Origin of the sequence: Cereibacter changlensis JA139, assembly GCF_003034985.1 — a bacterium.
GTDB classification, from domain to species: Bacteria; Pseudomonadota; Alphaproteobacteria; order Rhodobacterales; family Rhodobacteraceae; genus Cereibacter; species Cereibacter changlensis.
In genome coordinates, this window is record NZ_PZKG01000023.1 from 12,575 (window position 1) to 34,161 (window position 21,587).

Consider the following 21,587-nt stretch of genomic DNA (forward strand, 5'->3'; position numbering starts at 1 on the left):
GGAGCGGAACAGCCTTCCTTTTAGAAGGCGGGCGGGGCGGCGCAATGCCTGAACGCGGCAGGTCGTGGTCGCCTTGCGCCCGAAGGTGAAGTCTTCTGCGAAGACTTCAAGGGGCGATCTTTCTGCGAAAGATCGGAGTTCGTGTTTTCGCAGAAAACACGCCTGCGAGGATTTTCGCAGAAAATCCTCAGAACAGGATATGCACCGGGCGCGGATCGCAGACGATGACGAACTGATCGCCCGCCATCAGCAGGTGAAACCCACGCCTGCGCACCTCGAACAGGAAGCGGTCCCGCCCGACCTCGCGGTCGACCCAACTGATGCTGCGTCGGATCACACCGTCCTTCGCCGCCTTGGCGGCAAAGATCAGCGCGATCCAGGTCTCGGGGTCGGTGATGCGACAGGGCTGGTCCATGGGGCGATCCTGCCGCCCCATGGTAAAGATCGGGTTATCAGCCGCGCGACTTGCGCCCGCCGCGCCGCCCCGAGGCCGCCGAGGAAGCCGCGGCCGAGGCTTCGGCGAAGCTCGCCCCGGCCTGCACCGCTTCCAGCACTTTGGCGAAGCGGATCCATTCGCCGCCGTTCGGATCGTGGTTCATCAGGAAGTTGGCGGCGCGGATCGCCTCCATCTCCTGCAGGCGCACCGGGTTCATGATCGCCGAGGTCATGCCGGCGGTGATCGCCATCGGCAGGAAGGCCGCGTTGATGCCATGGCGATGCGGCAGGCCGAAGCTGATGTTGGAGGCGCCGCAGGTGGTGTTCACCCCCAGTTCGTCGCGCAGCCGCCGCACCAGCGCGAAGACCTGCTGCCCGGCCGTGCCCATGGCGCCGACCGGCATCACCAGCGGATCGACGACGATGTCATGCGCCGGGATGCCGAAATCCGCGGCGCGCTCGACGATCTTCTTGGCCACGGCGAAACGCACGTCCGGGTCTTCCGAGATCCCGGTGTCGTCGTTGGAGATCGCCACCACCGGCACGTTGTATTTCTTCACCAGCGGCAGGACGAGTTCCATCCGCTCCTCCTCGCCGGTGACCGAGTTCAGCAGCGGGCGGCCCTCGCAGGCCTTCAGCCCTTCTTCCAGCGCGCCGGGCACCGAGCTGTCGATGCAGAGCGGCACGTCGGTGATCGCCTGGATCCGCAGGATCAGCTCGCGCATCAGCGGCGGCTCGACGAAGTTGTTGTCGGCATAGCGCGGGTCTTCGGCCATCTTGTTGGTGAAGACCGCGCCGGAGTTCACGTCGAGCACCATGGCGCCGCAGGCCACCTGCTCCAGCGCGTCGCGTTCGACGGTGGAGAAATCGCCCAGCTCAAGCTCGGCGGCGAGTTTCTTGCGACCCGTGGGATTGATCCGCTCGCCGATCACGCAGAAGGGTTCGTCGAAGCCGATGACAACGGTTTTCGTTTTCGATTCAATGATTGTACGGGTCATGCTTCAACCTATTTCTCAGGAGTTTGCCGGGACGCCGGAAGCGCCGCCATTGTCTTTGGCCCACTGGGCATTCGTCTTGATCCCGCCGAGCGGGAAGAAATGAACCGATTCAATGCCGAAGCCGTGGTTCTTCGCCTTGTGCGCGGCGAGGCCCGCGACGAAGTCGGTCGGCTCGTAGGGCACGAGCAGCTTCGTCACATCCATCGCCCGCTTCTGCAGCACGCGCAGCGACGAGCCGACGCCGCAGGCGATGGCGAACTTGATCAGCGTCTGCAGCTTGGCCGGGCCCGCCACACCGATATGGATCGGCAGGTCGATACCTTCCTGCGCCAGACGCTCGGCCCAGGCGATCACGGGATCGGCCTCGAAGCAGAACTGGGTGGCGATCGCCATTTTCGCATCCGACCGCTCGTGGAAGGCCTGCTTACAGCGCAGCGCCTCCATCACCATCCGGTCGGAGCCGTCGGGATCGATGTCCTTGTTGCCCTCGGGGTGGCCCGCCACATGCAGCCGCTCGAAACCGTCGAAGAGCCCGGTCTCCATCAGCTGCATCGAGCAGTGGAAATCACCCACGGGCTGCTTCACGCCACCCGCCAGCAGCAGGGCCTGGGTCACGCCGGCCTCGCCCCGGTAGCGCGCGATCCAGTCGGCCAGCGTCGCCTTGTCCTTGATGATCCGCGCCGGGAAATGCGGCATGACCGGGAAGCCTTCGCTGGCGACGCGCTTGGCGGTCGCCACCATGTCCTCGATCGGCGTGCCTTCGATATGGGCGACATAGACCCGGGTGCCTTCCGGCAGCAGGTCGCGGAAATTCTCGACCTTCTCGGCGGTGCGGGGCATCACCTCGATGGAATAGCCTTTCAGCAGCGCCTCGACGGGCGCGCTGGCGGCGGGAGCAGAGGGCGCCTCGCGGCGGAAGTTGAACAGCGCCATAGCGGCCTCCTTGAGGCGGCGGGGAAGGTCAGGCCCAGCCGTCATTTGCGATCAGCGTCTTCAGACGCGCGGTGTCGTATTCTGTCTCGAGACGCGCGGCCTCGGCGGCCGCGACCGCCTCCTGCTCGCCCTCGACGGAATAGGGATCGGCCTTGCGCCATTCGGCGAGATAGGCATCCGCGTCCTTCGCGCCGATCTTCATCGCGCAACGGTCGATGGCCTGCTCGAAGCGCTCGGTCATCTGCACTTTCGCGCCGCGCCGGCCCTTGCCCACGATCACCTGGGCCGGGATGTCTCGCCAGTAAACCACCGTCACGTCGGGCATTGCTTGATTCCTCTTCCTCGCCCCTTCTACGGGCCAATTTCCGACATCCGCGGCCGGTTTTCGACATCCCGCAATCACGGAGCGACAGCGGTCCCGACGCCGGTCGGCGCCTGCCTGTCTTAGCGCGCCGCGGGGCCCGCCGCGACCCGGCGCAATCGGAAAAATCCTCATGCAGATGATGAGCCAGGCCGGTTCACGACGCGGGGAGGCCCAAGCAGGCGGCGCGATCCACGCTTGCGGAGGGGGCGTGGCGCGACTACTCTGGAGGCAACCATGAATGGAGGGCGACAGATGACGCCCGAGCGTCCCAGGGGTGCGGACGCGATCCCGGGGGATGAGAGCGACACGGTCGTCGACACCCCGGTTGAACCTTCCGCCACCCCGCACCTCGGTCCGGGGCAGCTTTATGCTGCTCTCGACCTTGGCACGAACAGTTGCCGCATGCTGATTGCCCAGCCGAGGGGCAGTCAGTTTCAGGTCGTTGACTCGTTTTCCAAGACCGTGCAGCTTGGCGTCGGGCTGGAGGCATCCGGCCGGCTTTCGCGCGCCTCGATGGGGCGCACGATCCAGGCGCTGCGGATCTGCCAGAAGAAGATCGAGAAACACGATGTCCGCCGGATGCGTCTGGTGGCGACCGAAGCCTGCCGCCGCGCCCGCAATGCCCGCGACTTCATCCGTCAGGTGAAGCGCGAGACCGGGCTGGCGCTGGAGATCATCGCCCCCGAGGAAGAGGCGCGGCTGGCCGTGATCTCCTGCGCGCCGCTGGTGAGCAGGCGCACCGAGCAACTGCTGGTCGTCGATATCGGCGGCGGCTCGACCGAGCTGGTGTGGATCGACCTGTCCTCCGTTGCGCCCGAGGAGCGGCCGCGCGCCATCATGCGGCTGCATGCCGGCTTCACGCCGCAGGGCGAGGGCGCGGCGCGGGTGGTGGACTGGATCTCGGTGCCCTTGGGCGTGGCGACGCTGAAGGACCAGTTCATCGACGTCGAGGACGATGCCGCCCGCTTCGCGCTGATGAGCTGGTTCTTCGAGGAGAATCTCGCCAGCTTCTCGCCCTACAACGCCGAAAACCCGCGCGCCGGTTTCCAGATCATCGGCACCTCCGGCACGGTGACGACGGTGGCGGCCTCGTTCCTCGGGCTGCGCCGCTATGACCGGACCAAGGTCGACGGGCTGCACATGTCGTCGGACCAGATCGACACGGTGATCCGCGACTATCTCGCCCTCGGCCCCGAAGGCCGCCGCACCGATCCGCGGATCGGGCGCGACCGGCACAGCCTGATCATGTCGGGCGCCGCGATTCTCCAGGCCCTCATGCGCATCTGGCCGACCGACCGGCTTTCGGTCGCCGACCGCGGACTGCGCGAGGGTCTTCTTTATGCTCAGATGAGCGCCGATGGCGTTCTGGAAGACGGACCTTACAAATGACCACCGACAAACCGAACTCGGGCCGCGGCCAGCGCGAACTGCGCGTGCGGGTGAAGACCGCCAAGGGGCGCAAGCTGTCCTCGACGCTCTGGCTGGAGCGGCAGCTGAACGATCCCTATGTGCAGCGCGCCAAGAAAGAGGGTTACCGGGGCAGGGCGGCCTTCAAGATCCTCGAGCTGGACGACAAGTTCGGCTTCCTGAAGCCGGGGGCGCGGGTGGTCGACCTCGGCTGCGCGCCGGGCGGCTGGTGCCAGGTGGCGGTGACCCGGGTGAACGCGCTCGGCGACCGCAAGAACAAGCCGCAGGGCACGGTGCTGGGCGTCGACCTGCAGGAGGTCGAGGCGATCTCGGGCGCGCAGATCCACCAGCTCGACTTCCTGTCGGAGGATGCCGACACGCTGGTCAAGGGCTGGCTCGGCGGCAAGGCCGATGTGGTGATGAGCGACATGGCCGCGGCCTCCTCGGGGCACAAGGGCACCGACCACCTGCGGATCATCATGCTCTGCGAGGCGGCGGCGCAATTCGCCTTCGACGTGCTGGAGGAGGGCGGCACCTTCGTCGCCAAGGTGCTGGCAGGCGGGGCGGAGCTGGAGCTGCAGACCACGCTGAAAAAGAACTTCACCAAGGTCGCGAACGTGAAGCCGCCGGCGAGCCGGGCAGACAGTTCCGAGAAGTTCGTGGTGGCGATGGGCTTCCGCGGCCGTGGTCACGATGAGGTGAGCGAGGCCGACGATCCGGCATGAAAAAGGGCGCCCGAGGCGCCCGCTTTCGATCACATCTGCGTCAGGCTTTGGTGATCAGCCGCCCCAGCTCCGGACCGGCCCGCAATCCATATGCACGAAATTCGAGCGTGAATAGCGACCGACGCCGCCGGAACTGCAGGCCTCCGCCGCCTTGGCCATCTGGCCGACCGAGCGCGACTTCAGCCGCAGGTCGGCGGCTTGGCCGACGAGGTGCAGCGAGTGTTTCGCCACGCCGCTGGAGCGCGAGCGCAGCATCGCGTTGGTCGCCGGGCTGCGGTAGCCGGAGAGCAGCATGTAGGGCTCGGAAACATCCATCAGGCGATGCGAAGCCGCCATGATATCCACCGTGCGCGGGTCGATGCGGATCACGTCGTTCGACCGCCAGTCGCGCATGAAGTGGTTGATTTCCTTGATGGCTTCGGGGATGTACTCGCCCTCGATCCAGTAGATCGTGTCCATCGATTCACCGGTCCGGCCCGAATACATCTTGATCCGGCGGATGTCGCCCGCGCCGCGCAGCAAACCGAACGCATTCGAGTAGGTCGGAGCCGCGATCATGGCCGTGGCGGCGAACGCGCCCAACAGGCCGCGCCGCGTGATCTGCGTGAGTTGTTTCGTCATGGAGCGCCTGTCCCGTCGCTGTCTGTGACCGCCTTGTCCGGCGATTTCACTGCTACTTTGAACCTCAAGTGCCTCGCTTCTATGCCACAGCTTATACCTCAACCCAAGGTAAAGAATTGCCGCGCCCCGGGTGGAATTTGCAGATCGGCAAAAAATCGCTGAAAGGTGAGGGAACCGGAGCGGAGGCATCACTTTCCGAAGAGCAGTGGCCAATTTGTAACAAAACCTGTGCTTTCTCTGCCGTGGCGAGTGGACAGGCCGGCTTAAATGGCGGAACTTCAGACTTATTCCAGCATCCGACTTGCTTGAGGAACTTATGGCCCTGCGTTTCCGCCGACCGATGCCCGCCGTGGCAGCCCTGCTTTTCACCCTCGCCCTCGCCCCCGGATTTGCCGCCGTCGCCGAAGCCCAGGTCACGCCTTTCACCCGCTCGCTCTCCGAAGCCGCCAGCCGGGACGAGGCGATCGCCGCCTTCTACCGCGACCGCGGCTATCGCCCGCTCTGGACCGGGGCCGAGGATTCGGCGCGGCGCGAGGCGCTTCTGTCGGCGCTGTCGCGCGCCGCGGACCACGGCCTGCCAGTGCAGCGCTATGACGCCGCCGCGCTGATCGCCGGCTTCCGCGCCGCCGCCACCGAGGGCGACCGCGGCCGGCTGGAAGTGGCGATGACCCGGGCGCTGGTCTCCTATGCGCATGACCTCCAAAGCGGGGTGCTGGAACCCGGCAAGGTCGATCCCGGCATCAAGCGCGAGGTGGAAAAGCAGGACCCGCTGCTGAACCTCGCCGCCTTCGAGCGCGACCCGGCGGGCTTCCTGAAGTCGCTGCCGCCGAAGGACCCGGAATATGCCCGGCTGGTGAAGGAGAAGATCCGGCTGGAGCGGCTGATGCTGTCCGGCGGATGGGGGCCGGAGGTGCCGGCGACCAAGCTGGAGCCGGGCGCGGGCGGGCCGGCGCTGGTTGCTTTGCGCGACCGGCTGATGGCGATGGGTTACCTCGACCGCAGCGCCACCTCGGTCTATGACGAGCGCATCCGCGCCGCCGTCGCCGCCTTCCAGCTCGATCACGGGCTCGAGGCCGATGGCGTGGCTGGGCAGGGCACGCTGGCCGAGATCAACATCCCGCCGCAAGAACGGCTGAAATCGGTGCTGGTGGCGATGGAGCGCGAGCGCTGGATGGGCCGCGACCTCGGTCGCCGGCATATCTGGGTGAACCTGACCGACTTCCGCACCCGGATCGTCGACGAGGGCAAGGTCACCTTCGAGACCCGCTCGGTGATCGGCAAGGACGTGCCGGACATGCGCAGCCCGGAATTCTCCGACCAGATGGATTACATGGTGATCAACCCGTCGTGGAACGTGCCGCGCTCGATCACCACCAAGGAATACCTGCCGCTGATGCAGCGCAACCCGAATGCGGCGAGCCATCTGGTGCTGGTCGACCGCAACGGCCGGGCGGTGAACCGCGGGGCGGTGAACTTCAACGCCTACAACGCGCGCAACTTCCCCTTCTCGATGCGCCAGCCGCCCTCGGACGGCAATGCGCTGGGGCTGGTGAAGTTCATGTTCCCGAACCAGTGGAACATCTACCTGCACGACACCCCGTCGAAATCGCTGTTCGACCGCGAGGCGCGCGCCTTCTCGCATGGCTGCATCCGTCTCGCCGACCCCTTCGACTTCGCCTATGCGCTGCTGGCGGCGCAGACCGACGATCCGGAGGGGCTGTTCCAGGGCCACCTGCGCTCCGGCAAGGAGACGGTGGTGCGGCTGGACCAGCCGGTGCCGGTGCATCTGGTGTATTTCACCGCCTATTCCTCGGCCAAGGGCAAGATGAACTACCGTCGCGATGTCTATGGCCGCGATGGGGTGATTTACGAAGCTTTGACCGCCGCCGGGGTGGTGCTGGGCCCGCTTCAGGGCTAAATCTGAGGAGAGACGGCAGCGGGCCGTCCTGCTGCCGGAGCCGCCCATGAGCCATTCCATCCGCGAGATCGCAACGGCCCTCGGGGCCGAGGCCGCCGGCAATCTGGACTGCCGGATCGACAGCGTCTCGGAGCCGGCCAGCGCCGGGGCCGGGGCTCTCGCGCTGGCGATGGACCCGCGCTATGCCGAAGGGCTCGCTAAGGGGCAGGCGAAGGCCGCAATGCTGTGGCAGGGCGCCGACTGGCAGGCGCTGGGGCTGGAGGCGGCGATCTTCGCGCCGCGCGGAAGGCTGGCCATGGCCGGGCTGTCACGGATGTTCGACGCGGGCCCGGAAATCGCGGCGGGAGTGCACCCGATGGCGCTGGTCGATCCTTCGGCCGAGATCGGCGAGGGCGCGGCCATCGGCCCCTTCGTCAGCGTCGGCGCTGGCGTCCGCATCGGGCCGAACGCGCGCATCGCCAGCCATGTCTCCATCGCCGAGGGCGCGCGGATCGGGGCGGATGCGCTGATCCTGCAGGGCGCGCGGATCGGCGCGCGGGTGGTGATCGGCGACCGTTTCATCTGCCAGCCGGGTGCGGTGATCGGCGCCGACGGCTTCTCCTTCGTCACCCCCGAGAAATCCGGGGTGGAGGAGATCCGCGAGACGCTGGGCGAGCGCGAGGAGATCCGGGCGCAGAGCTGGACCCGCATCCATTCGCTCGGCAGCGTCAGCATCGGCGACGATGTCGAGGTGGGCGCCAATTCCACCATCGACCGCGGCACGATCCGCGACACGAGGATCGGCAACGGCACCAAGCTCGACAACCTCGTGCACCTCGGCCACAACGTCGAGGTCGGGCGCGACTGCCTGCTCTGCGGCCAGACCGGCATCGCAGGTTCGGCCCGGATCGGTGACCGGGTGGTGTTGGGCGGGCAGGTCGGCGTGTCGGACAACATCTTCGTCGGCGACGACGTGATCGCCGGCGGCGGCACCAAGATCATGACCAACGCCCCCGCGGGCCGGGTGCTGCTGGGCTATCCGGCGGTGAAGATGGACAGCCATATCGAGATGCAGAAGGCGCTGCGCCGCCTGCCGCGGCTGGCGGCGACGGTGGCCGCACTTCAGAAAGCTGTTTCAAACAGCGGGTAGAGCGACTAGATCACGCAGGACAATCAGGGGGATGCCATGGCTCGGAGCGTACAGGAAAAGGTCATCGCAATCATCGCCGAACAGGCCGTGCTGGAGCCGTCGGACGTGACGATGACCTCGACGCTGGAGGATCTGGGGATCGACAGCCTGGGGCTGGTGGAATCGATCTTCGCCATCGAGGAAGCCTTCGACATCTCGGTGCCGTTCAACGCCAATGATCCGGGCAGCAGCGCCTTCGACATTTCCTCGGTCGCCGCCATCGTCGCCGCGGTCGAGGGGCTGGTGGCCGCGCGCGCAGCATGAGCCCCCGCGGCAACAGGGTCGTCATCACCGGGGCCGGCACGATCAACGCCCTGGCGCATGACGTGGCCGGCACGCTGGAGGCGTTCCGCGAGGGGCGCTGCGGCATCACCGAGCTCGACATCCGCGACAAGGAACGGCTGTCGATCCGCATCGGCGGCCAGGTCCACAACTGGGACCCGGAAGACCGCTTCAACCGCCAGCAGATCGTGCTCTACGACAAGTTCACCCAGTTCACCCTGCTCGCCGCCCGCGAGGCGGTGGCGCAATCGGGGCTGAATTTCGAGGGGCGGCTGGGCTACGAGACCGGCGTCATCCTCGGCACCGCCGGCGGCGGGGTGAACACCTGGGACGAGAATTACCGCGCCGTCTACGAGGAGGGCAAGAACCGCGTCCATCCCTTCGTCGTGCCGAAGCTGATGAACAACGCCGCCTGCTCGCATGTCTCGATGGAGTTCCACCTGAAGGGCCCGTCCTTCACCGTGGCCACCGCCTGCGCCAGTTCCAACCATGCAATGGGGCAGGCCTTCCACATGGTCCGTTCCGGCATGACCAAGGCGATGCTGACCGGCGGGTCGGAATCGATGCTCTGCTTCGGCGGCATCAAGGCTTGGGAGGGCCTGCGCGTCATGTCGAAGGACGCCTGCCGCCCGTTCTCCCTGAACCGCAACGGCATGGTGCAAGGCGAGGGGGCGGCTGTCTTCGTCTTCGAGGATTACGAGCACGCCCGCGCCCGCGGGGCCGAGATCCTGGCCGAGGTCGTCGGCTTCGCCATGACCTCCGACGCCGCCGACATCGTCATGCCCTCGAAGCACGGCGCCGCGCGGGCCATCGCCGGGGCTTTGCGCGACGCTGGGGTGAATGGCGAGGATGTAGGCTACATCAACGCCCATGGCACCGGCACGGCGGCGAATGACAAGACCGAATGCGCGGCGGTGGCCGATGTCTTCGGTCCGCATGCCGACCGGCTGATGATCTCCTCCACCAAGTCGATGCATGGCCACCTGATCGGCGGCACCGGCGCGGTGGAGCTGCTGGCCTGCATCATGGCGCTGCGCGACGGGGTGATCGCCCCGACCATCGGCTACGAGGAGCCCGACCCGGAATGCGCGCTGGACGTGGTGCCGAACGCCGCCCGCGACGCCAAGGTGGATGTGGTGCTGAGCAATGCCTTCGCCTTCGGCGGGCTGAACGCGGTGCTGGCGCTGCGCCGGGCCTGAAATCAAAACGCCGCCCCGAGGGGCGGCGTCTGTCTTTGGACCTTTGGCCCGATCAGTTCTTGGCGTTCGCCGCCGCCACCGCATCATAGCCGGCGGTGAAGCCGCTCAGCGACACGTCGAGCAGAACCTTCTCGTCCGGGGCCACCACCGGGACGATGGTGATCGTCGCCTTGTTGCCCTTCTTGAAACCGTCCACTTCGGCCTGGGTGAAGCCGACGCGCGACACGCAGCCGACTTGGCTGCACCAGGTGAAGGGATAGACCTTGGCGGCGGCGGAATCGACCTTCAGCGACAGCTGCGCCGTCAGCAGGGTTTCCAGCGGCGCGATGATCGTCGCCCCGGCGGCGGCCTGCTGCCCGGCGGGCAGGGCGAAGAGGCTGATCTCGGCGACCGAGTTGCCGTCCTTGTCCTTCAGCAGCTGGTAGAGCTGGCAGGGGTCGGAGCCGTCCTCGCTGCGGATGCAGCGCTGTTCCCAGGCGCCATGGGTGGCCGCGACATAGGTGCTGCCCGGACCGTCGGCGGCGGGCTGGCCTTCGGTCTGGCCCATGTTCAGATCGGCGGGAGCCTCGGCGGCAGGAGCGGTTTCGGCGGCCGGGGCCTCGGCAGCCGGAGCCGCGGGGGTTTCCTGCGCGACCGCAGCCGTGCCGAGCCCGAGGCTCAGGGTGATCGCGCAAACTCTTGTAAGATCAGTGATCGACATGCCCGAAGGATCCTCAAATGGTGTCGCCGGCCGTTTAGCATGATGCGCCGGCCAAGTCAGGCCCGAATTGCACGGGGCCCGGTGACAAGCTGCTGAGCGGGGCGAGGAGAAGGGGCATCCGGATAAAGGAAAAGGGCCGGCGGTCCGGCCCTTCCCGTGATCTGTTTTGCTCCCTGTCGGACTGGCCGACTTCATTCCTGAGGAAGCTAATGAGCAATTTCGCATGCGTCAACCGGGAATCTTGCCGATGCAACCTGCCCAAAAAGACAAAAACCGCGCCCTTTCAAGGGCGCGGCCAGTTGGGATGAGGAAGGGACGCGGAGATCGGCAAAACGCCGGCCGCCGCGGGGTCAAGACTGGCAGCAAGAGGTTAAAAGAGTACTTTGAACCCTTGAGCAGATCTGGGAGGCGACGGATGAACGCGGAAGACAGCCTGTTCGTGGGCGGCGGCGGCGAGGGGCAATCGGAGGCGCAGCGCCTGCTGCTGCGCTACGGCAACCGGCATGGGCTGATCGCCGGGGCCACCGGCACCGGCAAGACGGTGACCTTGCAGATCCTGGCCGAGGGCTTTTCGGCCGCCGGCGTGCCGGTGTTCCTGTCGGATGTGAAGGGCGACCTCGCGGGGCTGGCGCGGGCCGGCGATCCGGCTGGCAAGCTGCACGCCGCCTTCGCCGCGCGGGCGGCGACCATCGGCATGACGCTCGATTACGCCGCCTTTCCGGTCACCTTCTGGGATCTCTTCGGCGCGCAGGGCCATCCGATTCGCACCACCCTGGCCGAGATGGGGCCGCTGCTGTTCGCCCGGCTGCTGGAACTCACCGAGCCGCAGGAGGGCGCGCTGGCCGTCGCCTTCCGGCTGGCCGAAGAGGAGGGGCTGCCGCTCCTTGACCTGAAGGACCTGCAGGCGATGCTGGTCTTCGTCGCCGAGAATGCCGCCGCGGTCTCGGCCCGCTACGGCCTCGTCGCCGCCGCCTCGATCGGCGCGATCCAGCGTCGCCTGCTGGTGCTGGAGACCCAGGGCGGGGCCGAGCTCTTCGGCGAGCCGGCGCTGGATCTGGCCGACCTGATGCGGACCGACGCCGAGGGGCGCGGCCGGATCAACATCCTCGCCGCCGACCGGTTGATGGCCGCGCCGCGGCTCTACGCCACCTTCCTGCTCTGGCTCTTGTCGGAGCTGTTCGAGACGCTGCCCGAGGTCGGCGACCCGGACCGGCCGAAGCTGGTGTTCTTCTTCAACGAGGCGCATCTGCTGTTCGACGACGCGCCGAAGGCCTTGCTGGACAAGGTGGAGCAGGTGGCGCGGCTGATCCGCTCCAAGGGGGTGGGGATCTACTTCATCACCCAGCAGCCCGGCGACGTGCCCGATGACATCCTGGCCCAGCTCGGCAACCGGGTGCAGCACGCGCTGCGCGCCTTCACCGCAAGGGACCAGAAGGAGTTGCGGCTGGCGGCGCAGACCTATCGCGACAACCCGCGCTTTCCGACCGAGGAGACCATCCGCGCGCTCGGCATCGGCGAGGCGGTGACCTCCTTTCTCGAGGCGAACGGCATCCCCGGCATGGTGGAGCGCACGCTGATCCGGCCGCCGAGCTCGCATCTCGGCCCGATCGCCGTGGCGGAGCGCGCCGCCCTGGTGGCCGCCTCGCCGCTGGCCGGGAAATACGAGACCCGTCTGGAGCGGGACTCGGCCTTCGAGCGGCTGCAGGCCAGGGCGGCCGAGGCCCGGCCCGAGGCGGTTGAGGAGCGGGAGTTCAAGACGGGACGGCGGTTCGGCGGTGAGGAAGCGCGGGCGGAGCGGCCGCGCCCCAGCCGCAGCGACAGCGTCGGCGAGGCCTTCGCCAAATCCTTCGCCCGCCAGCTCGGCAGCCGCACCGGCCAGGCGTTGGTGCGCGGCGTGCTCGGCTCGCTGTTCAAGCGGCGCTGAGGACGCGGATTTTCTGCGAAAATCCGTTCTTCCGCGTTTTCTGCGAAAACGCCGACCCAATCTTTCGCCAGAAAGATCGTCCTGCCGGGCTTTCGCAGAAAGCCCGGCCTACAGCAGGCGCATCTTCAGCTTCATGATCCGGTTCTCGCGCCGCGCCACCACCTCGAAGCGGAAGCCGTGGAAGCTGAAGGTCTGGCCCTCGACCGGGATCATCTGCGCCTCGTGGATCACCAGCCCCGCCACGGTATTGGCCTCGTCATCGGGCAGGCTCCAGTCCATCATCCGGTTCAGGTCGCGGATCGTCATGCTGCCCTCCACCAGGTAATCCCCGGCCTCGGTCCGCTTCAGCGTCGCCGCCTGGGCCAGGTCGAACTCGTCGGTGATCTCGCCGACGATCTCCTCGATGATGTCTTCGAGGGTGATCAGCCCGCGCAGCGCGCCATATTCGTCGACCACCAGGGCGAAATGGGTGCGCCGCTTCAGGAACTGCCGCATCTGCTCGTCGAGCGGCGTGGTCTCCGGCACGAAATAGGGCTTCATCGCCACCTTCAGGATGTCGAGATCCTTCACCGACCCTTGCGCCCCGTCCGCCGCCCGCACCAGCCGGCTGACCTCGCGCAAGAGGTCCTTGGCATGGATCACCCCGACGATGTTCTCGTGCTCGTCGCGGTAGAGCGGGATCCGGGTGTGCGGCGAGGCGAGCGCCTGGGCGATGATCTCCTCCGGCGGGCGGTCGGCGTCGATCATCTCGATCTGGCTGCGGTGGCGCATGATCTCCTCCACCGTGCGGTCGGAAAGGTCGAGCGCGCCCAGAAGCCGGTCGCGGTCCTCCTTCTCCACCGCGCCCTCGGAGTGGCCCAGCGCGATGGCGCCGGCGATCTCCTCGCGCAGGGCGAGCACATGGCTGTTCGGATCGGTGCGCACGCCGACGGTCCAGAGGATGCCGCGCACCAGCGACCGCACAAGGGTGATGATCGGCGAGAACACCACGATCATCACCCGGATCACCGGGGCGACGCGGGAGGCTACGGATTCGGAATTGGTGATGGCATAGGTCTTGGGCAGCACCTCGCCGAAGATCAGCACCATGGTGGTCATCGCCAGCGTCGCCACCGCCACGCCGGAATCGCCGAACAGCCGGGTGAGCAGCGCGGTGGCCAGCGAGGCGGCGAGGATGTTCACCACGTTGTTACCCAGAAGCAGCGCGCCGATCATCCGCTCGCTGTCCTCGGTCACCTTCAGGGCCAGCCGGGCGCTGGCCGAGCCCTTGTCGGCCTGCGCCCGCAGCTTGCCGCGCGAGGCGGCGGTCAGCGCGGTTTCGGACCCGGAGAAGAAGCCGGACAGCACCAGCAATCCGGCAATGGCGGCAATGGTCAGCCAGTCGGCCAGGGCGAGAGCAGTGGTTTCTTCCATCGGGGGAACTCCTTTACGGGGTCGGGCACGGGTCGGACATCGGGTGGGGCGGGAGGCGGGGGGTCATCCCTCGTCGCGGGCGAGCGGGTGGCGCTGCAGGACCAGCGCCTTCAGGTGCTCGTCGAGCACATGGGTGTAGATCTCGGTGCTGGAGAGGTCGGCATGGCCGAGCAGGGTCTGGATCACCCGCAGATCGGCGCCGCCGGCCAAGAGATGCGTGGCGAAGGCGTGGCGCAGGGTGTGCGGCGTGACCTTGGCCGGATCGACCCCGGCCAGCACGGCGATCTCCTTGATCAGCACGTAGAAATATTCGCGGGTCAGGTGGCCGCCGGCGCCGCTGCCGGGAAAGAGGAAGCGCGAGGCGGGCTTGCCCGCCTTCACCGCCAGAGCCTCGGCCGCGTCGCGCGCCGCCAGCCAGCCGGCCAGCGCCTCGCGCGCCGGGGGCGAGAGCGGCACCATCCGCTCCTTGCCGCCCTTGCCGCGCACCAGGATCATCTGCGGGTCGCCGCGCGCCGCCGCCGCCGGCATCTCGACCATCTCCGAGACCCGCATGCCGGTGGCGTAGAGCAGCTCCATCAGGCAGCGGTTGCGGATCTGGTCGCTGGCCGAGCGGCCCTTGTCGCGCGCCGCCTCCAGCAGCCGGTCGACCTCGGCGATGTCGAGGGTCTGCGGCAGGTGCTGCGCCTTGCCGGGGCCCTTGATCCGGAGCGCCGGATTGTCGGCGCGCCAGCCCTCCTCATGGGCGAAGCGGTAGAGCTGGCGGATGGCCGAGAGCCGGCGGGCGCGGGTGGCCTTGGACAGGCCCTGCGCCTCGCAGAAGATCAGGTAGGCCTCCACCGTCGCCCGGTCGGCGCCGGCGAAATCGCCGCCGCGCCGTTCCAGCCAGGCGGCGAAATCCTTCAGGTCGCGGCCATAGGCCAGCCGGGTGTTGCGGGCGGCGTCGAGCTCGGCGGCCTGCGCCTCGAGGAAGGTGGAGATCCAGCGGTCCACCTCAGCCCCGACGCTCCAGCAGCAGGAGCTCCAGCGCGGTGCGCCGCGCCGTCTCCTCCATCCCGAGCCGGCGCAACAGCGCCAGCCCCTCGGTCACCCCGCCGAGGTCGCCATGCACGCCGCGGCTGATCTGCTCCAGCGCCAGCAGAACCGCCTCGCCGATCCGGCCGGAGTCGAGCAGCGTCACCGCCTCTTCCGAAGGTTCGGCGTCGAGGAAGGCCGGGGAGATGGCGCGGCCCATGCTGTCGGTCGGCAGGACGCCGGCAACATTGCCCTTCGCCAGGGCGATCAGGAAACTCTCGGCGCCCGAGGCGGGAACCCGGGCCTGCGCCACGCTTTCGTAGCGGTCGGACAGCAGGCCGATGCGGAAGGCCAGCGCCGCCGGCTCGCCGGTCAGGGCGATCTTGCGCAGCGGCTGGGAGTAGAGCTCGGCGAAGGCCACTTCCAGCTCGGCCTCGGTCATCCGCGCCCAGGCCGGGGCCAGCGTCTCGGCCACCAGAGCGGCGTCGCTGGCGGTCAGCGCCTCGTCGAAGCTCTGGAACGCCTCGATCCGGTCCCAGACCCCGCCCGAGGCGGCGGGCCGCCGCTCGGTGTAGAGCCCGAGCAGCCGGTTCGGCTCCAGCACGCTGGCGCGGGTCAGCCGCTCGGCGGCCTCGACCTGGGCCTTCCAGCCGGCCGCGTCGCGCAGCTCGGCATGGGAGAAGGCCAGCGGCAGCGACTGGGTCGGCAGCGGCTCGCCGATCGCCTCCATCATCCGCCAGACCAGCGGCGTCGGATGCTGCGGGGCCTCCAGCGGCTCCTCGCCCTCGTAGAGGTCGGGGTCGAGGAAGCGCGACAGCAGCGCATCGTCATAGTCGCCGACAAACCCCAGCGCCTGGGCGGTGCGCAGCGTCAACGCCGCCGCGTTCCAATCGCCGGAGCGGGCGAGGCAGAAGATCCGCGCCGGGAAGGTCGGGGCGAGATCGGGAGATTTCTGCATCTCCTGACAGGCGGCGTCCTCCTCGCCGGTCAGCAGCGCCACGTCGAAGCTGCGGCGGAAATACTGCGGCCCGCTCTGGCCGCCGGCGCGCATCAGGCTTTCCGCCTGATCGAGCGCGCCCATTGCCAAGAGCTTGTCGATCCGCGCCAGCAGCAGCTTGCCCTTGCCCTCGGCGTCGACCGGGGCCTCGGCCTCGGCCAGCAGCAGGGTCAGGAGCAGCGACTGCAGCGCCGGCAGCGTCGTGGTCGGGGCGGCGGCGATGCGACCGACGATCTCGTCGGTGCGGCCCATGCCCCAGAGGTCGCGCGGCAGGCCGGTCACCGAGCCCGGCAGCAGCCCCGCGGCATCGGGCGATGGGCCATCGAGCGTGCTGACCGCCACATCCTCGGGCTTCGCGCCCTTGCTGACCGCCGGCTCCTCCGGCGGCAGCACGGCGAGCGGCGTGGTCACGGATTTCGACAGCCAGTCGATGGCGGAGAGCGGCTCCTGCGCGAAGACAGGTCCGGCGAGGATCAGCCCGCAGAGCGCGGCGACACCGTGTCGCGGGCCGGAACTGGCCCGGCCTCCGGCGCGGGGCCTGTCACTCGGCATTCAACATCACCGGTTTCGTCACTTCGGCCTGCGGGGGCGTCAGATCCGCCAGATAGGCGTAGCCCGCGAGCCCGACGAAAGCCAGAACCGCCAATACCAGCAAAGCCTTGATGATGCGCCACATGCCTGTCCGACCCCCTCGTGCCTGCCCGAATTCTTGTTGCCCCCGTACCTGCCACAGGCGACGCGCCAATTACAGAGGCCAGTGCCGGAGGATGTTGCTGTCGAATATATATGGCATTCGCTTCGACTTCACGCCATTCAAGCGGGAAAGATCGGGCTGAGCGGCATAATGCTGGCCCGCAGGCAGGAGAAATGGCCGATTTTCATGACACGGCTGAAGAAAACCGTAGTGCTGGTGGGAATGATGGGGGCGGGCAAGACCGCCGTCGGCACGCAGCTGGCCAAGCTGCTGGGCGTTCCCTTTCTCGATTCGGATGACGAGATCGTGAAGGCGGCCAACCGCTCGATCCCCGAGATCTTCGAGCGCGATGGCGAGGCCTTCTTCCGAGACAAGGAGAGCCAGGTGCTGGGCCGGCTGCTGCGCGGCACGCCCTGCGTGCTGTCGACCGGCGGCGGCGCCTTCCTGGCCGAGGCGAACCGGGCGATGATCGCGGGGCAGGGCGTCTCGGTCTGGCTGCGCGCCGATCTGGACCTCTTGTGGCAGCGCGTGCGGCACAAGCAGACGCGGCCGCTCTTGCGCACCGCCAACCCGCGCGAGACGCTGCGCGTGCTGCACGAGGCGCGCACCCCGATCTATGCCGAGGCCGACCTCACCGTCGACAGCGCGCCCGAGTTTTCGATCGACGCCATGGCGCAGCGGGTGCGCGAGGCGCTGCTGACGCGGCCCGATGTGCTGGAAAGGATCTGAGATGACAGTCGATGTGGTGCCGGTGGCGCTGGGAGACCGCGCCTATGAGGTGCGGATCGGGCAGGGGCTGATCGCCCGCGCCGGGGCCGAGATCGCGCCGCTGCTGCGCCGCCCGAAGGTGGCCGTGGTCACCGACGAGACCGTGGGCACCCTGCATCTGGCGACGCTGGAAGCCTCGCTCAAGGCGCAAGGCATCGCCATGACCGCGCTGCACCTGCCGCCGGGCGAGGCCACCAAGGGCTGGCCGCAATTCGCCCGCTGCGTCGAGTGGCTCTTGGAGCAGAAGGTCGAGCGCCGCGACGTGGTGGTGGCCTTGGGTGGCGGTGTGGTCGGCGACCTCGTCGGCTTCGCCGCGGCGGTGCTGCGCCGGGGCGTACGCTTCGTGCAGATCCCGACCTCGCTTCTGGCGCAGGTCGACAGCTCGGTCGGCGGCAAGACCGGGATCAACACCCCCCAGGGCAAGAACCTGGTCGGCGCCTTCCACCAGCCCTCGCTGGTGCTGGCCGATATCGACGTGCTGGCGACGCTGCCGCAGCGCGACTTCCTCGCTGGCTATGGCGAAGTCGTGAAATACGGGCTTCTGGGCGACGCTGCCTTCTTCGACTGGCTGGAGCTCAACGCCCCGCATCTCGCCACCGACGCCGCGTTGCGGCAATACGCGGTGCGCCGCTCGGTCGAGATGAAGGCCGAGATCGTGGTGCGCGACGAGACGGAGGAGGGCGACCGCGCCCTGCTGAACCTCGGCCACACCTTCTGCCACGCGCTGGAGAAGGCCACCGGCTATTCCGACCGGCTGCTGCATGGCGAGGGCGTGGCGATCGGCTGCGCGCTGGCCTTCGAGCTGTCGCAGCGCCTCGGCCTCTGCGCGCAGGAGGCCCCGAGCCGGCTGCGCCAGCATCTGCGCGGCCTCGGCATGAAGGTCGACATCGCCGACATCCCGGGCGAGCTGCCGGGGCCGGAGGCGCTGCTGGCGCTGATGGGCCAGGACAAGAAGGTGGTGGACGGCCAGCTGCGCTTCATCCTCGCCCGCGGCATCGGCGAGGCCTTCGTCGCCAGCAACGTACCGGGCGAGGCGGTGCTGGGCCTGCTGCGCGACGCGCTGCAGGGCCGCTGAGGGAAAGCGCCGGTGCCCGCCTTCACCCGGCACCGGCGCTTCCTCATCGCCTTCGGCATCGGCCTCCTGCTGGGCGCGGCCTCGCTGCCGCTGCCGCTGGCGCGGCTCGACAGGGTGCTGGTCGCGGCGGACGGTTTCTTCGTCGTCTATCTCTGGCTCATGCTGCGCTTCACCCGCCGTACCGAGCCAGACGACCTGCGCGCCCATGCCGAGCTGAGCGCCGAGGGCCTGCCGCTGATCCTGGCGCTGGCGCTCGGCACGGTGACGCTGAGCCTGGTGTCGATCTTCGCCATCCTGAACGCCGCCGCCGCACCGCCCTTGGAGGTCGCTCTGGCGCTGGCCTCGGTGCCGCTGGGCTGGGCCATGCTGCACATGCTCTCGGCCTTCCACTACGCCTCGCTGTTCTACGCCCGGGCCGACTCGCTTCCCGGCGCGGCACAACGCGACTCGGGCGGGCTCGACTTTCCCGGAACGAGCGAACCCGGCGCCTGGGATTTCGTCTACTTCGCCTTCGTGCTGGGGATGACGGCGCAGACCGCCGATGTCGCGCTGACCGACGGCCGGCTGCGTCGGGCGGTGCTGGCGCATTCCATCGCGTCCTTCTTCTACAACACCGTGCTGATCGCGCTGGTGGTGAACGCCGCGCTGACGCCGGGCGGCTGAGCCTGCCGGGACGCTGCTTGAACATCCTCCGCCAAGCCCAAGGCCCGAAACGAAAAAGGCAGCCCGCAGGCTGCCCGTTTTCAGTAGTTGGCTGGGGCGGGAGGGATCGAACCTCCGTATGTCGGTACCAAAAACCGATGCCTTACCGCTTGGCGACGCCCCAACTGCGGCGGTATTTAGCGAAGCCTTTCGGGGGCTGCAAGCCTCTTTTCGCGGAAATCTCGCGTTGTCGGTCAGAGGCCTGCAGGATAGGACAATTGCATGGAAAAACATGATGTCGTCATCCTTGGGGCAGGGGCTGCCGGCATGTTCTGCGCCATCGAGGCGGGCCGCAGGGGCCGCCGCGTGCTGGTGATCGACCATGCCAGGGCCGCCGGCGAGAAGATCCGAATCTCCGGCGGCGGCCGCTGCAACTTCACCAACCTCGGAATCGCGGCTGACCGCTTCCTGTCGCAGAATCAGCGCTTTGCGCTCTCGGCTCTGAAACGCTACACCCAGTGGGATTTCATCGCCCGGCTCGACGCGGCGGGCATCGCCTGGCACGAGAAGACGCTGGGCCAGCTGTTCTGCGACGGGCCGGCGACGCAGATCGTCGCGATGCTGCTGGACGACATGCGCCGCGCCGGGGTGACGCTCTGGCTCGAGACGGCGCCGGGCGAAGTGCGCACCACGCCGGGCGGATTCGTCGTCGAGACCTCGCGCGGCCCGGTTCAGGCGGCCTCGGTGGTGGTGGCCACCGGCGGCAAGTCGATCCCCAAGATGGGTGCGACCTCCTATGGCTACCGTCTGGCCGAGAGTTTCGGCCTGCCGCTGGTCGAAACTCGGCCCGGCCTCGTGCCGCTGACGCTCGCGGCGCAGGAGCTGGAGGCGCTGAAGCCCTTGGCGGGCGTCGCCGTGCAGGGCAGCGTCACCGCAGGCCGCACGCGGTTTGACGAGGCGCTGCTCTTCACCCATCGCGGGCTCTCGGGGCCTGCGGTGCTGCAGGCGAGCTCCTATTGGCGCGAGGGCCAGCCGATCACGCTTGATCTGGCGCGGGGCATGGATGCCGCCGCGCATCTGCGCAAGGCGCGCAGCGAGGCCGGTCGCGTGGCGCCGCGCACGGCGCTGGCGCAGATCCTGCCGGAGAAGCTCGCGCGCCATGTCGAGGCGCTAGCGGGGCTCAACGGCACGCTGGCCGACCAGGCCAACGCCACGCTCGACCGGGTGGCCGCGCTGGTGCATGGCTGGGAGCTGCGGCCGGTCGGCTCCGAAGGCTACCGCACCGCCGAGGTGACGCTGGGCGGCGTCGACACCGACGCGCTCGATGCCCGGACGATGCAGGCGCGCAACGTGCCGGGGCTCCATTTCGTCGGAGAGGTGGTCGACGTGACCGGCTGGCTCGGCGGCTACAACTTCCAATGGGCCTGGTCCTCGGGCTGGGCGGCGGGACAGGTGGTGTGAGGACAGGGTATATCCGATACCGATAACCCATATTATGTAATTATAGCCGCTCCGCAAACCTTGCCAGCCTGAGACTTTTGACCGCCTTTACCGCATTGCCCCGGATAAGCTACACAGCCCGCACCCCATGCAGGAGCATCCCATGTCCTTCGACCGCCGCATCAAGATCGCCCCGTCGATCCTCTCCGCCGATTTCGCCAATTTCGGCGCCGAGTGCCAGGCGATCGAGGCTCAGGGCTGCGACTGGGTGCATGTCGACGTGATGGACGGCCATTTTGTGCCTAACCTCACCTTCGGCCCGGCGACCTGTGCGGCGATCCGTCCGCACATCAAGGGCGTCATGGACGTGCATCTGATGATCTCGCCGGTGGACGCCTATATCGACGCCTTCGCCGCTGCCGGCGCGGATGTCATCACCGCCCATGTCGAGGCCGGCCCGCATGTGCACCGCACCCTGCAGGCCATCCGCGGCGCGGGAAAAAAGGCCGGGCTGGCGCTGAACCCCGGCACCGGGCTCGACACGGTGGAGTATCTGCTCGACATGGTCGACCTCGTCTGCGTGATGACGGTGAACCCGGGCTTCGGCGGCCAGAAGTTCATCGAAAGCCAGATCGACAAGGTGCGCCGGCTGCGCGCCATGATCGGCGACCGGCCGGTGCATATCGAGATCGACGGCGGCGTGACGCCGATCACCGCGCCCCTGGTGGCCGCGGCCGGCGCCGATGTGCTGGTGGCGGGCTCGGCGGTGTTCAAGGGTGGCTCGGTGACCAATCCGGGCCCCTATGGCGAGAACATCCGCGCGATCCGCGCTGCGGCGGAAGCGGCGGTGAAAGCCGCTTGACCCTTATTTAT

General features: G+C 68.1%; 22 protein-coding genes and 1 tRNA gene. 12 read left to right on the plus strand and 11 right to left on the minus strand.

Annotation, left to right across the window (positions count from 1 at the left end; all coding sequences use genetic code 11):
• Nucleotides 1–187: 187 nt before the first annotated feature.
• From C5F48_RS07335 to C5F48_RS07350, 4 genes are read right to left on the minus strand one after another with little or no spacing between them, the layout of a single operon-like run.
• Entirely contained in the window at nucleotides 188–415 is a 228-nt protein-coding gene (locus tag C5F48_RS07335; RefSeq protein ID WP_107663252.1) for an N-(5'-phosphoribosyl)anthranilate isomerase, read from the minus strand.
• 37 nt (nucleotides 416–452) lie between these two features.
• Nucleotides 453–1,433: a methyltetrahydrofolate cobalamin methyltransferase gene (locus tag C5F48_RS07340; protein WP_107663253.1), complete on the minus strand. Its 981-nt coding sequence runs from the start codon at nucleotides 1,431–1,433 to the stop codon at nucleotides 453–455.
• Nucleotides 1,434–1,448: 15 nt separating this feature from the next.
• Nucleotides 1,449–2,366 (minus strand): methylenetetrahydrofolate reductase, encoded by a 918-nt coding sequence (locus tag C5F48_RS07345; RefSeq protein WP_107663254.1) that lies wholly within the window; start codon nucleotides 2,364–2,366, stop codon nucleotides 1,449–1,451.
• A 28-nt stretch (nucleotides 2,367–2,394) separates the two neighbouring features.
• Entirely contained in the window at nucleotides 2,395–2,691 is a 297-nt protein-coding gene (locus C5F48_RS07350) for a virulence factor (protein ID WP_107663255.1), read from the minus strand.
• Between the two features lie 291 nt (nucleotides 2,692–2,982).
• Here C5F48_RS07350 and C5F48_RS07355 point away from each other — a divergent pair, with 291 nt between their 5' ends.
• Together C5F48_RS07355 and C5F48_RS07360 are read left to right on the plus strand one after the other, a co-directional pair.
• Nucleotides 2,983–4,119, plus strand: coding sequence for a Ppx/GppA phosphatase family protein (locus C5F48_RS07355; RefSeq protein ID WP_107663256.1), 1,137 nt, complete (start codon nucleotides 2,983–2,985; stop codon nucleotides 4,117–4,119).
• On the plus strand, nucleotides 4,116–4,862 hold the full coding sequence (locus tag C5F48_RS07360) for an RlmE family RNA methyltransferase (protein WP_107663257.1): 747 nt from the start codon (nucleotides 4,116–4,118) through the stop codon (nucleotides 4,860–4,862). The genes C5F48_RS07355 and C5F48_RS07360 overlap by 4 nt, the downstream gene beginning before the upstream one ends.
• A 54-nt stretch (nucleotides 4,863–4,916) precedes the next feature.
• Here the strand turns inward: C5F48_RS07360 and mepK are convergent, their stop codons facing one another.
• Nucleotides 4,917–5,483, minus strand: coding sequence for a peptidoglycan L,D-endopeptidase MepK (gene mepK, locus C5F48_RS07365; RefSeq protein ID WP_107663258.1), 567 nt, complete (start codon nucleotides 5,481–5,483; stop codon nucleotides 4,917–4,919).
• 316 nt (nucleotides 5,484–5,799) lie between these two features.
• Here mepK and C5F48_RS07370 point away from each other — a divergent pair, with 316 nt between their 5' ends.
• From C5F48_RS07370 to C5F48_RS07385, 4 genes are read left to right on the plus strand one after another with little or no spacing between them, the layout of a single operon-like run.
• Nucleotides 5,800–7,401: a L,D-transpeptidase family protein gene (locus C5F48_RS07370; RefSeq protein ID WP_107663259.1), complete on the plus strand. Its 1,602-nt coding sequence runs from the start codon at nucleotides 5,800–5,802 to the stop codon at nucleotides 7,399–7,401.
• Nucleotides 7,402–7,447: 46 nt separating this feature from the next.
• Nucleotides 7,448–8,530: a UDP-3-O-(3-hydroxymyristoyl)glucosamine N-acyltransferase gene (locus C5F48_RS07375; RefSeq protein ID WP_107663260.1), complete on the plus strand. Its 1,083-nt coding sequence runs from the start codon at nucleotides 7,448–7,450 to the stop codon at nucleotides 8,528–8,530.
• 36 nt (nucleotides 8,531–8,566) lie between these two features.
• Nucleotides 8,567–8,833 carry an acyl carrier protein gene (locus tag C5F48_RS07380; protein WP_107663261.1) on the plus strand — a complete coding sequence of 89 codons (267 nt, stop codon included), beginning with the start codon at nucleotides 8,567–8,569 and terminating at the stop codon, nucleotides 8,831–8,833.
• Entirely contained in the window at nucleotides 8,830–10,050 is a 1,221-nt protein-coding gene (locus C5F48_RS07385) for a beta-ketoacyl-[acyl-carrier-protein] synthase family protein (protein WP_107663262.1), read from the plus strand. The genes C5F48_RS07380 and C5F48_RS07385 overlap by 4 nt, the downstream gene beginning before the upstream one ends.
• 52 nt (nucleotides 10,051–10,102) lie before the next feature.
• Here C5F48_RS07385 and C5F48_RS07390 read toward each other — a convergent pair whose 3' ends face one another.
• Entirely contained in the window at nucleotides 10,103–10,750 is a 648-nt protein-coding gene (locus C5F48_RS07390; protein WP_107663263.1) for an invasion associated locus B family protein, read from the minus strand.
• Between the two features lie 415 nt (nucleotides 10,751–11,165).
• On the opposite strand from C5F48_RS07390, the gene C5F48_RS07395 reads away from it, so the two are divergent.
• On the plus strand, nucleotides 11,166–12,674 hold the full coding sequence (locus C5F48_RS07395; RefSeq protein ID WP_107663264.1) for a helicase HerA-like domain-containing protein: 1,509 nt from the start codon (nucleotides 11,166–11,168) through the stop codon (nucleotides 12,672–12,674).
• A 108-nt stretch (nucleotides 12,675–12,782) separates the two neighbouring features.
• On the opposite strand, the gene C5F48_RS07400 is transcribed toward C5F48_RS07395, so the two are convergent.
• The 4 genes from C5F48_RS07400 to C5F48_RS26015 form a co-directional block, all read right to left on the minus strand.
• Nucleotides 12,783–14,087, minus strand: a complete 1,305-nt coding sequence (locus C5F48_RS07400) for an HlyC/CorC family transporter (RefSeq protein ID WP_107663265.1) — start codon at nucleotides 14,085–14,087, stop codon at nucleotides 12,783–12,785.
• Nucleotides 14,088–14,150: 63 nt separating this feature from the next.
• Entirely contained in the window at nucleotides 14,151–15,077 is a 927-nt protein-coding gene (locus C5F48_RS07405; RefSeq protein ID WP_107663266.1) for a site-specific tyrosine recombinase XerD, read from the minus strand.
• 1 nt (nucleotide 15,078) lies between these two features.
• Nucleotides 15,079–16,647, minus strand: coding sequence for a hypothetical protein (locus C5F48_RS07410; RefSeq protein WP_107663267.1), 1,569 nt, complete (start codon nucleotides 16,645–16,647; stop codon nucleotides 15,079–15,081).
• Nucleotides 16,637–16,771, minus strand: a complete 135-nt coding sequence (locus C5F48_RS26015) for a hypothetical protein (protein ID WP_107663268.1) — start codon at nucleotides 16,769–16,771, stop codon at nucleotides 16,637–16,639. Before C5F48_RS26015 ends, C5F48_RS07410 begins: the two co-directional genes overlap by 11 nt.
• A 168-nt stretch (nucleotides 16,772–16,939) precedes the next feature.
• On the opposite strand from C5F48_RS26015, the gene C5F48_RS07420 reads away from it, so the two are divergent.
• From C5F48_RS07420 to C5F48_RS07430, 3 genes are read left to right on the plus strand one after another with little or no spacing between them, the layout of a single operon-like run.
• Nucleotides 16,940–17,518: a shikimate kinase gene (locus C5F48_RS07420; RefSeq protein ID WP_258186487.1), complete on the plus strand. Its 579-nt coding sequence runs from the start codon at nucleotides 16,940–16,942 to the stop codon at nucleotides 17,516–17,518.
• Nucleotide 17,519: 1 nt separating this feature from the next.
• Entirely contained in the window at nucleotides 17,520–18,632 is a 1,113-nt protein-coding gene (aroB, locus tag C5F48_RS07425; protein WP_107663269.1) for a 3-dehydroquinate synthase, read from the plus strand.
• Between the two features lie 12 nt (nucleotides 18,633–18,644).
• A complete protein-coding gene (locus C5F48_RS07430; RefSeq protein WP_107663270.1) occupies nucleotides 18,645–19,295 on the plus strand; it encodes a DUF1345 domain-containing protein in 651 nt (216 codons plus the stop codon).
• 88 nt (nucleotides 19,296–19,383) lie between these two features.
• On the opposite strand, the gene C5F48_RS07435 is transcribed toward C5F48_RS07430, so the two are convergent.
• Nucleotides 19,384–19,458: transfer RNA gene (locus C5F48_RS07435), tRNA-Gln, on the minus strand.
• Nucleotides 19,459–19,556: 98 nt separating this feature from the next.
• On the opposite strand from C5F48_RS07435, the gene C5F48_RS07440 reads away from it, so the two are divergent.
• Together C5F48_RS07440 and rpe are read left to right on the plus strand one after the other, a co-directional pair.
• Nucleotides 19,557–20,735 carry a BaiN/RdsA family NAD(P)/FAD-dependent oxidoreductase gene (locus C5F48_RS07440; protein WP_107663271.1) on the plus strand — a complete coding sequence of 393 codons (1,179 nt, stop codon included), beginning with the start codon at nucleotides 19,557–19,559 and terminating at the stop codon, nucleotides 20,733–20,735.
• A gap of 142 nt (nucleotides 20,736–20,877) precedes the next feature.
• Nucleotides 20,878–21,576 carry a ribulose-phosphate 3-epimerase gene (gene rpe, locus C5F48_RS07445; RefSeq protein WP_107663272.1) on the plus strand — a complete coding sequence of 233 codons (699 nt, stop codon included), beginning with the start codon at nucleotides 20,878–20,880 and terminating at the stop codon, nucleotides 21,574–21,576.
• Nucleotides 21,577–21,587 lie beyond the last annotated feature (11 nt).

What these genes read in the sequence shown, in the direction of transcription:
- C5F48_RS07335 (WP_107663252.1), bottom strand. Translation starts at nt 415, where the DNA reads ATGGACCAGCCCTGTCGCATCACCGACCCCGAGACCTGGATCGCGCTG.
- C5F48_RS07340 (WP_107663253.1), bottom strand. Translation starts at nt 1,433, where the DNA reads ATGACCCGTACAATCATTGAATCGAAAACGAAAACCGTTGTCATCGGC.
- C5F48_RS07345 (WP_107663254.1), bottom strand. Translation starts at nt 2,366, where the DNA reads ATGGCGCTGTTCAACTTCCGCCGCGAGGCGCCCTCTGCTCCCGCCGCC.
- C5F48_RS07350 (WP_107663255.1), bottom strand. Translation starts at nt 2,691, where the DNA reads ATGCCCGACGTGACGGTGGTTTACTGGCGAGACATCCCGGCCCAGGTG.
- C5F48_RS07355 (WP_107663256.1), top strand. Translation starts at nt 2,983, where the DNA reads ATGACGCCCGAGCGTCCCAGGGGTGCGGACGCGATCCCGGGGGATGAG.
- C5F48_RS07360 (WP_107663257.1), top strand. Translation starts at nt 4,116, where the DNA reads ATGACCACCGACAAACCGAACTCGGGCCGCGGCCAGCGCGAACTGCGC.
- mepK (WP_107663258.1), bottom strand. Translation starts at nt 5,483, where the DNA reads ATGACGAAACAACTCACGCAGATCACGCGGCGCGGCCTGTTGGGCGCG.
- C5F48_RS07370 (WP_107663259.1), top strand. Translation starts at nt 5,800, where the DNA reads ATGGCCCTGCGTTTCCGCCGACCGATGCCCGCCGTGGCAGCCCTGCTT.
- C5F48_RS07375 (WP_107663260.1), top strand. Translation starts at nt 7,448, where the DNA reads ATGAGCCATTCCATCCGCGAGATCGCAACGGCCCTCGGGGCCGAGGCC.
- C5F48_RS07380 (WP_107663261.1), top strand. Translation starts at nt 8,567, where the DNA reads ATGGCTCGGAGCGTACAGGAAAAGGTCATCGCAATCATCGCCGAACAG.
- C5F48_RS07385 (WP_107663262.1), top strand. Translation starts at nt 8,830, where the DNA reads ATGAGCCCCCGCGGCAACAGGGTCGTCATCACCGGGGCCGGCACGATC.
- C5F48_RS07390 (WP_107663263.1), bottom strand. Translation starts at nt 10,750, where the DNA reads ATGTCGATCACTGATCTTACAAGAGTTTGCGCGATCACCCTGAGCCTC.
- C5F48_RS07395 (WP_107663264.1), top strand. Translation starts at nt 11,166, where the DNA reads ATGAACGCGGAAGACAGCCTGTTCGTGGGCGGCGGCGGCGAGGGGCAA.
- C5F48_RS07400 (WP_107663265.1), bottom strand. Translation starts at nt 14,087, where the DNA reads ATGGAAGAAACCACTGCTCTCGCCCTGGCCGACTGGCTGACCATTGCC.
- C5F48_RS07410 (WP_107663267.1), bottom strand. Translation starts at nt 16,647, where the DNA reads ATGCCGAGTGACAGGCCCCGCGCCGGAGGCCGGGCCAGTTCCGGCCCG.
- C5F48_RS26015 (WP_107663268.1), bottom strand. Translation starts at nt 16,771, where the DNA reads ATGTGGCGCATCATCAAGGCTTTGCTGGTATTGGCGGTTCTGGCTTTC.
- C5F48_RS07420 (WP_258186487.1), top strand. Translation starts at nt 16,940, where the DNA reads ATGCTGGCCCGCAGGCAGGAGAAATGGCCGATTTTCATGACACGGCTG.
- aroB (WP_107663269.1), top strand. Translation starts at nt 17,520, where the DNA reads ATGACAGTCGATGTGGTGCCGGTGGCGCTGGGAGACCGCGCCTATGAG.
- C5F48_RS07440 (WP_107663271.1), top strand. Translation starts at nt 19,557, where the DNA reads ATGGAAAAACATGATGTCGTCATCCTTGGGGCAGGGGCTGCCGGCATG.
- rpe (WP_107663272.1), top strand. Translation starts at nt 20,878, where the DNA reads ATGTCCTTCGACCGCCGCATCAAGATCGCCCCGTCGATCCTCTCCGCC.